This window comes from Klebsiella sp. JN_Kp126 (genome assembly GCF_033843325.1).
Classification (GTDB): domain Bacteria; phylum Pseudomonadota; class Gammaproteobacteria; order Enterobacterales; family Enterobacteriaceae; genus Klebsiella; species Klebsiella michiganensis.
On the sequence record NZ_JAWXQV010000045.1, the window covers coordinates 64,609 to 77,355 of the forward strand.

The window sequence follows — 12,747 nt, forward strand, 5'->3', positions numbered from 1 at the left end:
TGAACATTACCAGATAGTCAGTAAAACCAGCGCCAGACAGACGGAGAGCGCAAAGAAGGAGAGGTCCATTAGCAGGGGATGCCAAATCTCGCCTGCATACATCCAGTCCCGCAGCTGGCGGTGGATAATCAACCAGATAAAAAAGCCCAGCAAAACGGCTTTAAAGACGGGAGGGAAATAGACAGAAGCGCCGAACACCAGGTCCTGGAGCGACAATCCGGCAGTGTTAAGACTCAGTTTCACAAGCAAAAATCCTTTGCCGTTGCAGGAAGAATGTTCAGGTTATGCGATTATTCACATTGTAAATCATTGTTCTGATTTTAGTGAATCGGGTAATTCATTTGTTTTGGTAATTTAAATGCTGCACACTATTCTAAAATCAGTATAATAACTTAGCAAGCTAATTATAAGGAGATGAAATTGGAATCGCCACTTGGTTCTGATCTGGCACGTTTGGTGCGCGTCTGGCGCGCGCTAATCGACCATCGCCTGAAACCTCTGGAGTTAACGCAGACGCACTGGGTCACGCTGCATAACATTCACCAGCTGCCGCCTGAACAGTCGCAGATTCAGCTGGCGAAAGCCATAGGTATTGAGCAGCCGTCGCTGGTTCGCACGCTCGACCAGCTGGAGGAGAAAGGGCTTATTTCTCGCCAGACCTGTGCTAACGATCGGCGGGCAAAACGTATCAAGCTTACCGAAAAAGCCGAGCCTCTGATCAACGAAATGGAAGAGGTTATCGGCAAAACGCGTGATGAGATTCTGGCCGGCGTATCTAAGGAAGAGGTGGAAACGCTGCTTAATTTGATTCGTAAACTTGAACACAATATTCTCGATCTCCAGGCAAAAGATTGACCTTAGCGAGGCCTTGAGGACTCTCAAGGCCTCTTTTTTGTTTATTCACGCCAGACCACTACGCGGTTACGCCCGCTGTTTTTCGCTTCGTACATCGCGGTATCCGCGCGCTTAACGCACTCTTCTGCCGAAACGTGCGCATCCTGCGTGGTGAACACGCCCATACTGATGGTCATTCTCTCCGGTAATCCCTCCTGCTTCTCGCTGACCGACAGGCGGATACGTTCGGCGATTGCCAGCGCTTCGTTGGCGCCGATATTCACCAGCAGCACGGCAAACTCTTCCCCGCCGATACGCGCGGCAATGTCCTCCTGGCGCACGTTGTTCTGCAACACGCTGGCAGCAAACTGAATCATCTTATCTCCCTGCACGTGACCGTAGGTGTCGTTGATGCGCTTAAAGCGATCGAGGTCGCAGACGATGACCGACAGCGGCTGTGAAGCGGAAGCCTTCGACAACCGCTGAGTCAGGGTGTCATAGAAATAGCTGCGGTTATACAGCCGGGTCAGGGGATCGCGAATCGAGTTCTGGTAAGAGCGGACGTATCTTTCGTTTGATTCACGATAGAGTATAAAAACGTCACCAAGTAGAATTAAAATCAGAAACAGGGTGCTCAGCGTTTCAAAAAGCCGCGCCTGGTTCCAGGAGTGAGCGTTACCGCTAACCGTGGAGAGCAGCACCAGCAGCGTAAAGATATAGGCGGTACAAAAAAAAGCGCCGCTGTACCAGAATATATTACGCAGCCGAGTCAGGCCGATCAGTAAAATCAGCGTTAATGACCATATTATAATTAATAGCCAGCCAATGCGATTATGCCATAGTGGCGTAAAGGTGTAGGTTAGATTGTCAATGAATTCAATGCTTAGCAACGGCGAGTTGCTTGAATGAACCCACGATAATATGAGCGTTGCGCTGATAAAAATAAAACAACTACTGAGCACCGCACCGTGAATTTTTCTTGAGTGGCCGGTAATGTGTCGGATTCGATATAAAACAATTGAGGTTATAAATAAAACAGCCATCATCACGTTGCGGAAAAAATAAAAAACCAGCGCGTCATTTTGATTGATCTCGCGCCCCTGAGCACAGACCAGCCAGTCGGGATAGCTGCCTATCGTTCCCAGCATCAGCAGGGCCGAGCAGGTAAACGCGAAGGCTATCGGGGCCAGGTACAGTTGATTTTTATCACACAGATATTTCATGCCCATAAAGCAGGCAATCATAATATGAAAGCCCATCAGTGAAATAGTCAGCACGGGGAAAAGCATGGATGATGTTGTAGAAATACGATGAATTAATGAGGTGGTAATAAAATTAACCACAGCAATGGAAAGACTGCACGCGATAGCGTAAATAAATATCCGATAGGGTAAGCTTTTTATATTAACGCGCATAGTCAACATCCCTGAAAAATGCGAAGGTAAAACGACAAGATAGTCGTGAATGCTTTTAAATAATACTGACTGGAGAATACGTGATGGTGGCGGGCAGAATATTGCGCGGGCGCAAATTAGTGTGTGTATAAAAGAAAAATATAAATATATATGAATTATTTATTTACGCTGGGAAAATAATGCGTATTTTATATCAATAAGCGGCCCGTCCGGGCCGCAGAGAGAAGATTTAGCGCGGGGAGACCGTCACCTGGCTGCCGCTGCCGGCAATGGCTACGCGCTGGCCGACGGAGAACGGCGTGCTGCCTTGCTTCTGCACTACCATGATGGTGTTACCGTCATCTTTGCGGATTTCCAGCTCAACGCCCTGAGTTTTGTTCATCGCGCCCTGTACGCCCTGACCGGCTACGCCGCCGGCGACAGCGCCTGCCGCCGTTGCCAGGGAGCGACCTGTGCCGCCGCCAATGGTGTTACCGAGGAAGCCGCCGAGCACCGCGCCGCCGATAGCGCCGATGGCGTTGCTGTCATCTCCGCCCTGAATCTGCACCGCACGGGTATGCACAATGGTGCCGTAGGTCACGCTCTGGACCTGTTTGGCTTCAGATGCGGAGTAAACATCGCCGGACAGGCCGCTGCTGCTGACGCAGCCTGCAAGCGTAAAACCAATCATCGAGACAGCCAAAACACGTAAAATCATTTATGAATCTCCTGTTCACCAAGAAGCGTTCTGTTGAACTTCCTTGTAGCCAATTATATGGCATTTAAGCGTCTGCTGGCATAGCAGATGCAACGACTATACAAAAAATAATAATCAGAGTCGTCTCAACCTAAACTAAACACAAGTTCTTTACCCTAAGAACCGGCAGCGCTGCTTGTATTGTTAAAAAGTATTATAGCAGCGTAGCTTTGCCCCCTCGTTTATGATGGAGTGTGGGGATATACGAGAGTCATGGAATGAAGGAAAGCGTATGAAATCAGGCCGCTTTATCGGCGTTATGTCCGGCACCAGCCTTGATGGTGTTGATGTTGTTCTCGCAGCAATTAATGAAAATCTGGTTGCCCAGCAGGCCAGCCTGACCTATCCCATCCCCATCGCGATTAAAGAAGATATCCTGGCCATCTGCCAGGGGCAGCCGCTGACTCTCTCGCAGCTGGGGCGGCTCGATACGCGCCTGGGACGCCTATTTGCCGATGCGGTTCTGGCATTGATGGCTCAGGAAAAGCTCAAGGCGGCGGACATCATCGCTATCGGCTGCCACGGCCAAACGGTCTGGCATGAGCCAGCAGGCGATGCGCCGCATACTCTGCAGATTGGCGACAATAACCAGATTGCCGCGCATACTGGCGTGACGGTGGTCGGGGACTTTCGCCGTCGCGATATGGCGCTCGGCGGGCAGGGCGCGCCGCTGGTCCCGGCGTTCCACCACGCGCTGCTGGCGCACCCGGTTGAGCGTCGAATGGTTCTCAATATTGGCGGGATCGCCAACCTCTCTTTGCTGGCGCCAGGTCTGCCGGTGCGCGGCTACGACACCGGCCCGGGCAACATGCTGATGGATGCGTGGGTCTGGCGTCAGTGCGGTAAACCCTTCGATAAAGACGCACAGTGGGCCAGCGAGGGTAAAATTGTGCTGCCGTTGCTGCAGGATATGCTAAGCGATCCGTGGTTTGCGCTGCCGGCGCCAAAGAGCACCGGTCGTGAATACTTTAACTACGGCTGGCTGTCGCAGCATCTGGCGCGTTATCCGGGGCTTCGCGCCCAGGACGTTCAGGCGACCCTTGCGGAGCTGACCGCCGTCAGCATCAGTGAACAGGTGCTGCTCAGCGGGGGATGTGAACGTCTGCTGGTATGCGGCGGCGGGGCGCGCAATCCGCTTCTGATGGCCCGTCTGGCGGCGCTGCTGCCGGGAACGGAAGTATCGACGACCGATGAGGCGGGGATCAGCGGTGATGATATGGAGGCGCTGGCTTTCGCATGGCTGGCGTGGCGGACGCTTGCCGGACTACCCGGCAATCTCCCTTCCGTGACCGGCGCGTCGCAAGCTTCCGTGCTTGGCGCGATTTTTCCCGCCAATCCGCCGCAAAATCAGAGTTAACTGAAATCACCCGCGCCGGTTTCTTCGTAAACTGGACAGCGTTGAGGGAGGGCGTTATGCCTTCCCGGACCGGGAAAGTCGAAGGCAAATTGATGAAAAAAATTCTTATTCTTGCTGTACCTTTTATGCTGGCGGGCTGTAGCTATTACAACCAGTTTGTCGAGCGGATGAATACGGACACCCTCGAGTATCAGTGTGACCAGAAACCGTTGACCGTCCATCTCAATCATACTCGCCAGCAGGTCAGCTTTATTTACGATAATCAGCAGCTCAATTTACAGCAGGGGCTCTCCGCTTCTGGCGCGCGCTATACCGATGGCGTTTACGTCTTCTGGTCGAAGGGCGATAGCGCCACCGTCTATAAACGGGACCGTATCGTGCTGGAAAACTGTCAGCTGCAAACCGCCAAACGTTGAGATTTCAGCCATGGGGGCGCACAATAACGCTACCCTTTGATTATTTTCTCAATTGCCATGTCTGATAACGACGAATTGCAGCAAATCGCGCACCTGCGCCGTGAGTATACCCGTGGTGGCCTGCGCCGCCACGATCTTCCCGCCGAACCTCTGGCACTCTTTGAGCGCTGGCTGCGTCAGGCCTGTGACGCAAAGCTCGCTGACCCAACGGCGATGGTTGTCGCGACCGTCGATGAAAACTCGCAGCCTTACCAGCGCATCGTGTTGCTCAAGCACTACGATGAGAAAGGCCTGGTGTTCTATACCAACCTCGGCAGCCGCAAAGCCCATCAGATTGAAAAAAATCCCCGCATCAGCCTGCTTTTCCCATGGCATATGCTGGAACGTCAGGTGATGGTTATCGGTAAAGCGGAACGCCTTTCAACGCTGGAAGTGGTGAAATATTTCCATAGCCGTCCGCGCGATAGTCAGATTGGCGCATGGGTGTCGCAGCAGTCCAGCCGTATCTCGGCGCGTGGCATCCTTGAGAGTAAGTTCCTCGAGCTTAAGCAAAAATTCCAGCAGGGCGAAGTGCCGCTGCCGAGCTTCTGGGGCGGATTCCGCGTCAGTATCGAACAGATGGAGTTCTGGCAGGGCGGCGAGCATCGTCTGCACGATCGTTTTCTCTACCAGCGGCAAAACGGCGGCTGGCAAATCGACCGACTGGCGCCATAAAGGACGCAAAAATGTTGTGTTAAGCGCTGGTGCATCGTGGCCCGGCGCTTTATTCTATACGCTTCATTTTTCAAGCTGCATCTTTGTTAGCTGCGCCTGCCTGGCTCTGTCGCTTACCTGAGTAAGTTCCCTGGGCTTTCACATGCTTGCCGCGGCGACGCAGCTTGAATAATTTTGCGTAGATATTTTTTTCGCGTCTGGCGAAAAGTCGTGTACCGGCAGAGGTGCAGTCGTTTTATAGATGGAGAATTTGATGGCAAGCAGTAACTTGATTAAACAATTGCAGGAGCGGGGGCTGATAGCCCAGGTGACGGACGAAGAAGCGTTAGCAGAGCGACTGGCGCAAGGCCCGATCGCGCTCTATTGCGGCTTCGATCCCACCGCTGACAGCTTGCATTTGGGGCATCTTGTTCCATTGTTATGCCTGAAACGCTTCCAGATGGCCGGCCATAAACCGGTTGCCCTGGTGGGCGGCGCGACCGGTCTGATTGGCGACCCGAGCTTTAAAGCCGCGGAGCGTAAACTGAACACTGAAGATACCGTGCAGGAGTGGGTAGATAAAATTCGCAAACAGGTCGCGCCTTTCCTCGACTTTGATTGCGGTGAAAATTCTGCCATTGCCGCCAACAACTACGACTGGTTTGGCAGCATGAACGTGCTGACTTTCCTGCGTGATATCGGCAAGCACTTCTCGGTAAACCAGATGATTAACAAAGAAGCGGTGAAGCAGCGTCTGAACCGTGACGACCAGGGCATCTCTTTTACCGAGTTCTCCTACAACCTGCTGCAGGGTTACGACTTTGCCTGCCTGAACAAGCTGCACGGCGTGGCGCTGCAAATCGGCGGTTCTGACCAGTGGGGCAACATTACCTCCGGTATCGACCTGACCCGTCGTCTGCACCAGAACCAGGTCTTTGGCCTCACCGTTCCGCTGATCACCAAGGCGGACGGCACGAAATTCGGTAAAACCGAAGGCGGCGCAGTGTGGCTGGATCCGAAGAAAACCAGTCCGTACAAGTTCTACCAGTTCTGGATCAACACCGCGGATGCCGACGTTTATCGCTTCCTGAAGTTCTTCACTTTTATGGACATGGCTGAAATCAATGCCCTGGAAGAAGAAGACAAAAACAGCGGTAAAGCACCGCGCGCCCAGTATGTGCTGGCCGAACAGGTGACCCGCCTGGTGCACGGTGAAGAAGGTCTTGTGGCGGCAAAACGCATTACCGAGAGCCTGTTCAACGGTAACCTGAGCGATTTGAGCGAAGCCGATTTCGAACAGCTGGCGCAGGATGGCGTGCCGATGATCGAAATGGATAAAGGCGCCGATCTGATGCAGGCGCTGGTGGATTCTGAACTGCAGCCGTCCCGCGGTCAGGCGCGTAAAACCATCGCATCCAATGCGGTGACCATCAACGGCGAAAAACAGTCCGACCCGGAATACGTATTTGTTGATGCCGACCGTCTCTTTGGTCGCTACACCTTACTGCGTCGCGGTAAGAAAAATTACTGTCTGGTCTGCTGGAAGTAATTGCGTAAAGGCAGGGGCGTGGGAAACCGCGCCCCTTATTTTTTGCTCTCAGGTAATCAAGATGAAGAATATCCTCGCCATCCAGTCCCACGTTGTGTTTGGCCATGCGGGCAACAGCGCCGCTGAATTTCCGATGCGCCGCCTTGGTGCCAACGTCTGGCCGCTTAATACCGTACAATTCTCCAACCATACCCAATACGGAAAGTGGACCGGCTGCGTGATGCCGCCAGCGCATCTGACGGAAATTGTTCAGGGGATTGCCGATATTAACCAGCTGCAGCGCTGTGACGCGGTATTAAGCGGATACCTGGGATCGGCGGAACAGGGCGAACATATTCTTGGCATCGTGCGTCAGGTGAAAAGCGCCAATCCGGCCGCGAAATATTTCTGCGATCCGGTCATGGGGCACCCTGAAAAGGGCTGTATCGTAGCGCCCGGCGTCGCGGAGTTTCATGTACGCTATGCGCTGCCGGCGAGCGATATTATTGCGCCAAACCTGGTTGAGCTGGAGATCCTCTGCGGGCATCCGGTGGCGAACGTTAACGAAGCGGTGCTGGCCGCGCGCGAGCTGATTGCACAGGGGCCGGAAGTGGTGCTGGTGAAGCATCTTTCGCGGGCCGGGCTGAGTATGGATCGTTTTGAAATGCTGCTGGTCACCGCGCAGGAAGCCTGGCATATCAGCCGTCCGCTGGTGGATTTTGGCATGCGCCAGCCGGTGGGCGTCGGCGATGTCACCAGCGGGCTGCTGCTGGTTAAGCTGCTGCAGGGCGCGGGACTGCGCGATGCGCTGGAGCACGTGACCGCCGCGGTGTATGAAATCATGCTGGCGACAAAAAATATGCAGGAGTATGAGCTACAGGTTGTGGCGGCTCAGGATCGCATCGCGCAGCCGGAGCACTACTTCAGCGCCACGCAGCTTTAAGAGGCGTGAGAACAACTTGCCCGACCTGCGTCGGGCAAGCATCGGCTTCACTTCAGCCCTTCAGCCTCGAGGGCGGCGGCTACCGCAGGCCGCGCGGCAACGCGCTTCATCCAGGCTGCAATATTGCTATAGCCTTCCATATCCAGCTTCACGGCGTACGCCCAGCGCAGCACGGTAAACAGGTAGCCATCGGCGATAGTGAAACGGTGCCCGTTAATCCACTCTTTATCTTCCAGGCATTCGTTCACGTACTGCATTTTTTTGTCCAGCAGCGCGCGAGCGACAGGTTTGTAATCCTCCGGCGTATCCGGGCGAAACAGCGGGGTAAAACCTTTATGCAGCTCCGTCGCCACGTAGTTTAGCCACTCCAGCGTCTGATAGCGGGCAATGCTTCCCACCGGCGCCAGCAGCTGGCGGTCCGGCACGCGATCGGCGATATATTGCATAATGGCCACGCCTTCCGTCAGCAGCACATCATCGTCCAGCAGCAGCGCCGGTACCTGACCCTTCGGGTTGATCTGCAGATAATCATCCCCGTTTTCGAGACGTTTTTTCATCACGTCAACGCCCTGCAGGGTGAAGTCCAGCCCGCTTTCGCGTAGCGCAATATGCGAAGCAAGAGAACAAGCGCCGGATTTGTAGAACAGTTTCATCGGTAACTCCTCGTGGCTGCGGTTTCCTGTATGTTAGTCCGCTCAGGGGTAAAAAAAAACCGCTAACAGCGCGTTAGCGGTTTAAATTTATGGGTTTTCCCGGGGAGCTTAAGCCGTAGCGGTATCGCTGGCTTTTGCCGTTTTATCGTCGTCCTGGGTCATACGGTTCAGCTTCGGCGCCGTCATGAGCATCAGGATGGCGATAATGCCGGTGGCGACACCGATATGCAGGAACACGCGACCGTAAACTTCCAGCGACATCAGCGGGTCAGTCACGTTATCCGGCACCGCCATCATGTTCGCCACGTAGCCGCCGATCAGGTTGGCGCCAGCGGTAGTCAGGAACCAGCTACCCATAATGAAGCCCATCAGGCGCTGCGGAACCAGCTGTGCCACCATCGCCAGACCCAGACCGGAAATCATCAGTTCACCGATACTCTGCAGGCCGTAGCTGATCACCAGCCAGCTGACGTTTACGATGCCCGCATCGCTGGCGAACTTAGCGCCCAGCGGCAGGACAAGGAAGGCGCCGGAGCACAGGACCATACCAATAGCAAACTTCATCGGCATCGGCAGGGTATCGCCCATCTTGTTATAAATGGCGGCCAGAATCGGGCTACCGATAATGATCCAGAAAGGGTTCAGCGCCTGGTACTGCTCAGGCTCGAAAGCGATGCCCAGCAGAGAGTGTTCAACGTTGCGAATCGCAAAGAAGTTGAGGGAGGTTGGCATCTGGCTGTACAGAACGAAGAAGATAATCGCCTGCAGCATCAGGATGAAAGCGACGATCATTTTGCGACGGGCCGCGCCCTGCATCGCGAAGGCTTCTTTAGCGAAAATAACGATGATGCCCAGCGCAACCACGCCCAGCGCCATACGTGCAATACCCTGGTTGTGCAGCAGCCAGGTTGCAATCGCGATGAGAACCACCACGCCAACGATAGTCGCCAGCAGCTTGCCTATCTGCAGCGGGGCGAAGTCAGGCTTCGAGCCGTACTGTTTAACCCAGCGCTGGCAGAAAGTGAAGTTGACGATGGTGATCACCAGGCCGACAAAGCTCAGGGCGAAAGCGACGCTCCAGCCGAACTTCGCCGCCAGCCATGGCGTGGCCAGCATAGAGAAGAAAGAACCGATGTTGATGGACATGTAGTACATGGTAAATGCACCGTCCAGACGCGGGTCGTTCTTTTCATAGCAGGTTGAGAGCAGGGAAGAGGGGTTAGCCTTAAACAGGCCGTTACCGACGGCAATCGTCGCCATACCTATATATACGATGCCTGCATCTTGCCCTGACCACGCCACCAGGCCGTAGCCGATAGCCAGAACGATTGCGCCGAGCATGATGACGCGCTTAGTGCCAAGCACCTTGTCGCCCAGCCAGCCGCCAATCGCCACCAGACCGTAGACCAGGGCGCTAAAGGAGGAGAACAGAGTAATAGAGTCCGCTTCTGACATACCCAGCTGTTTAACCAGGTAAACGGCCATGATCCCTTGCAGGCCGTAGAAACCAAAACGTTCCCACAGCTCAATAGAGAAGATGAGATAGAACGAACGTGGTTGTTTGAAAGCGTTTAAACTTACGCTTTCTGTTGGTTTATTGTTTGCAGTCGACACAAATACCTCTTTTTTTACATCCCATATTAACGGGGGGTGTTCGGGGCGCAATCTTCTCAGACCGCCGCCTTTATAGTTATTCTGGAGGGAAAACGGCAGGTAATGTTCACTATCCTGCCCCTTCAGGCAATAGCTTTGCAATAATCTGTTACACATATTCCATGCGGCATAATACACCGCCTACTCAAATGTTATTCAGAGTTAAATTTCAAGGTTTAGCCAAAGGGAGAGTTTTTATCTGTTGGAATCCGAAGTTTTTCGCATAATGGCGATATGTTCGGCTGTATGCGCTTGCATCCAGTGATATAGCCCGTAATCCTAAAAATTGATGGGTTATTGTTTTGGTATTTAACTTAAGGGTATTTGAATCAGCAGGTTTGCACGCAAAAGCGTTAACATTAAATCAACAATAAATTGACCAGGTGATCTCGATCACAAATGTATAGAAATTTTGCCTCTAAAAAAAATGAATAAGCTGGCCGATGATTATATAACCGCATAATCACCCGCAACAGCGCGAAAATGATGGCGTGAATGTCGATGAAGGCGGGGGAAAAGCAGCGTCATCACCCTGATGGATAATGACGCGATGCGTGTTCAGAGATCGACCTTCTCTTTGTACTCGCAAAGGTCTTCTATCAGGCAGGAGCCGCAGCGCGGTTTGCGGGCAATACAGGTATAACGACCGTGCAGGATTAACCAGTGATGGCAGTCGACTTTAAATTCCGCTGGAACCACCTTTAACAGCTTTTCTTCGACCTGTTCAACGTTCTTACCGGGCGCAAATTGTGTACGATTGCAAACGCGGAAGATATGCGTATCGACGGCGATTGTCGGCCAGCCGAAGGCGGTGTTGAGTACCACGTTCGCGGTTTTACGGCCGACGCCGGGAAGCGCCTCAAGGGCCGCCCGATCTTCCGGCACTTCGCCATTGTGCTGCTCAAGCAGGATACGACAGGTCTTGATGACGTTTTCTGCTTTGCTGTTAAACAGGCCAATAGTCTTGATATACGACTTCACGCCCTCAACGCCCAGCGCCAGCATGGCCGCCGGCGTGTTGGCGACCGGGTAGAGTTTTGCCGTCGCTTTGTTGACGCTGACGTCGGTGGCCTGCGCCGAGAGCAGGACGGCGATCAATAATTCAAACGGCGAGTGAAAATTCAGCTCCGTGGTGGGGTGCGGGTTGTTATCCCTGAGCCTGGTGAGGATCTCCAGGCGTTTACTCTTATTCATTCCAGGCTTTTCCCGTCACATCAGACGGCGCAACGACATCGGCTTGTACCGCTTTAGCTTTGCGCTGTTTGCTACGTTCATCGATAAGGTATTTTACCGCCAACATCATACCGAGGCCAATAAATGCCCCCGGCGGCAGCATCGCCAGCAGAAACGGCGTATTGGTATGAAATACTTCAATGCGCAGAACTTTAGCCCAGCTGCCGAGCAGGCTATCGGCACCGTCAAACAGGGTACCGTTGCCGAGAATTTCCCGCATTGATCCGAGCACAAACATCGCACAGGTGGCCCCCATGCCGATGGAAAAACCATCCAGCGCCGACAGCGCCGGGCCTTTTTTCGCGGCAAAGGCCTCAGCGCGCCCAACCACGATACAGTTGGTGACAATCAGCGGGATAAAGATCCCCAGAGACTGATAGAGGCCGAACGCGTAGGCGTTGATCAGCATCTGCACGACGCTCACCACCGAAGCGATGATCATGACGTAAATCGGAATACGGATTTCCGCCGGCGTCCAGCGGCGCAGGCTGGAAATGGTCAGGTTCGTCAGGGTGAGCACCAGCGTCGTCGCCAGCCCAAGGCCAAGGGCGTTGGTGGCGGTCGAGGTCACGGCGAGTAGGGGACACATCCCCAGCAGCTGAACCAGCGCGGAGTTGTTTTTCCACAACCCCTGAACAATAACGTCTTTTACTTCGCTCATGATTTAGTCTCCACAGGGAGTGAATGCGGAAATCTGCGCGGGCAGCGTTTGTGCGTACAGGCCGGCGCGCTTGACGGCATTGACCACCGCGCGCGGGGTAATGGTGGCCCCGGTAAACTGGTCGAAGTCGCCGCCGTCTTTTTTCACGGCCCAGTGGCTGTCGTTTTGCCCATGAATCACTTTACCGGCAAAGAGGGTGATCCAGTCGGAAATTCTGAGTTCGATTTTATCGCCCAGCCCCGGCGTCTCATGATGTTCGGTGACGCGGGTACCCAGCACGGTACCTTTAAAATCGGCGGCCACCAGCAGCTGAATGGCCCCGGAATAGCCGTCCGGTGCGGTGGCTTCCATCACCGCAGCCACCGGTTTTTCGCCATCCTGAGCGATCCAAACCTTGTGCTGGCCTTTTCCCAGCGCCGGGGCGGTAACTTGATAACAGCTTTTCAGCAAGTCGTTGTTATAAAGATTAGCCGGCATAACCTGGTCAAATAAGGCTTTTTGCTGCTGGGCAGCCTGGTCTTCAATGGTGCTTTTGGTCAGCTCGTTAATCGCGGCCGTCAGCCCGGTAGACCCCGCCGCAAAGAGGGCCAGCGTGATGCCGTGTTTACGCATGCTTTGTAACATG

Annotated in this window: 14 protein-coding genes; 6 read left to right on the top strand and 8 right to left on the bottom strand. The window is 53.9% G+C overall.

Translation table 11 applies throughout. From position 1 onward, the window contains the following. Positions 1 to 6: 6 nt before the first annotated feature. Positions 7 to 243: a DUF1656 domain-containing protein gene (locus tag SIK97_RS05440; RefSeq protein WP_004851455.1), complete on the bottom strand. Its 237-nt coding sequence runs from the start codon at positions 241 to 243 to the stop codon at positions 7 to 9. 171 nt (positions 244 to 414) lie between these two features. Between SIK97_RS05440 and slyA the strand changes: the two genes are divergently transcribed. After that, positions 415 to 855, top strand: coding sequence for a transcriptional regulator SlyA (slyA, locus tag SIK97_RS05445; RefSeq protein ID WP_016810099.1), 441 nt, complete (start codon positions 415 to 417; stop codon positions 853 to 855). 41 nt (positions 856 to 896) lie between these two features. Here slyA and SIK97_RS05450 read toward each other — a convergent pair whose 3' ends face one another. Together SIK97_RS05450 and slyB are read right to left on the bottom strand one after the other, a co-directional pair. Beyond that, a complete protein-coding gene (locus SIK97_RS05450; RefSeq protein WP_057173422.1) occupies positions 897 to 2,249 on the bottom strand; it encodes a GGDEF domain-containing protein in 1,353 nt (450 codons plus the stop codon). Between the two features lie 229 nt (positions 2,250 to 2,478). Further along, positions 2,479 to 2,946: an outer membrane lipoprotein SlyB gene (slyB, locus tag SIK97_RS05455; RefSeq protein ID WP_004851450.1), complete on the bottom strand. Its 468-nt coding sequence runs from the start codon at positions 2,944 to 2,946 to the stop codon at positions 2,479 to 2,481. A gap of 271 nt (positions 2,947 to 3,217) precedes the next feature. Between slyB and anmK the strand changes: the two genes are divergently transcribed. From anmK to pdxY, 5 genes are all read left to right on the top strand, one after another. After that, positions 3,218 to 4,342 (top strand): anhydro-N-acetylmuramic acid kinase, encoded by a 1,125-nt coding sequence (gene anmK, locus SIK97_RS05460; protein ID WP_032748924.1) that lies wholly within the window; start codon positions 3,218 to 3,220, stop codon positions 4,340 to 4,342. 92 nt (positions 4,343 to 4,434) lie between these two features. Further along, on the top strand, positions 4,435 to 4,758 hold the full coding sequence (mliC, locus tag SIK97_RS05465) for a C-type lysozyme inhibitor (RefSeq protein ID WP_014229593.1): 324 nt from the start codon (positions 4,435 to 4,437) through the stop codon (positions 4,756 to 4,758). Between the two features lie 57 nt (positions 4,759 to 4,815). Then, positions 4,816 to 5,472 carry a pyridoxamine 5'-phosphate oxidase gene (gene pdxH / locus SIK97_RS05470; RefSeq protein ID WP_004851446.1) on the top strand — a complete coding sequence of 219 codons (657 nt, stop codon included), beginning with the start codon at positions 4,816 to 4,818 and terminating at the stop codon, positions 5,470 to 5,472. Positions 5,473 to 5,725: 253 nt separating this feature from the next. Continuing rightward, positions 5,726 to 7,000 carry a tyrosine--tRNA ligase gene (gene tyrS, locus SIK97_RS05475; RefSeq protein ID WP_004851444.1) on the top strand — a complete coding sequence of 425 codons (1,275 nt, stop codon included), beginning with the start codon at positions 5,726 to 5,728 and terminating at the stop codon, positions 6,998 to 7,000. A 61-nt stretch (positions 7,001 to 7,061) separates the two neighbouring features. Beyond that, on the top strand, positions 7,062 to 7,922 hold the full coding sequence (gene pdxY, locus SIK97_RS05480; RefSeq protein WP_009654806.1) for a pyridoxal kinase PdxY: 861 nt from the start codon (positions 7,062 to 7,064) through the stop codon (positions 7,920 to 7,922). Positions 7,923 to 7,969: 47 nt separating this feature from the next. Here pdxY and gstA read toward each other — a convergent pair whose 3' ends face one another. From gstA to rsxG, 5 genes are all read right to left on the bottom strand, one after another. Continuing rightward, positions 7,970 to 8,575, bottom strand: coding sequence for a glutathione transferase GstA (gene gstA, locus SIK97_RS05485; RefSeq protein ID WP_004851441.1), 606 nt, complete (start codon positions 8,573 to 8,575; stop codon positions 7,970 to 7,972). Positions 8,576 to 8,683: 108 nt separating this feature from the next. Then, positions 8,684 to 10,189 (bottom strand): dipeptide/tripeptide permease DtpA, encoded by a 1,506-nt coding sequence (dtpA, locus tag SIK97_RS05490; protein ID WP_319610925.1) that lies wholly within the window; start codon positions 10,187 to 10,189, stop codon positions 8,684 to 8,686. Between the two features lie 597 nt (positions 10,190 to 10,786). Continuing rightward, positions 10,787 to 11,422, bottom strand: coding sequence for an endonuclease III (nth, locus tag SIK97_RS05495; RefSeq protein ID WP_004851438.1), 636 nt, complete (start codon positions 11,420 to 11,422; stop codon positions 10,787 to 10,789). Beyond that, positions 11,415 to 12,122, bottom strand: a complete 708-nt coding sequence (locus SIK97_RS05500; RefSeq protein WP_057173421.1) for an electron transport complex subunit E — start codon at positions 12,120 to 12,122, stop codon at positions 11,415 to 11,417. Before SIK97_RS05500 ends, nth begins: the two co-directional genes overlap by 8 nt. A gap of 3 nt (positions 12,123 to 12,125) precedes the next feature. Beyond that, complete coding sequence (gene rsxG, locus SIK97_RS05505) at positions 12,126 to 12,746, bottom strand: electron transport complex subunit RsxG (RefSeq protein WP_004851434.1); 621 nt, start codon at positions 12,744 to 12,746, stop codon at positions 12,126 to 12,128. Between the last annotated feature and the right edge of the window lies 1 nt (position 12,747).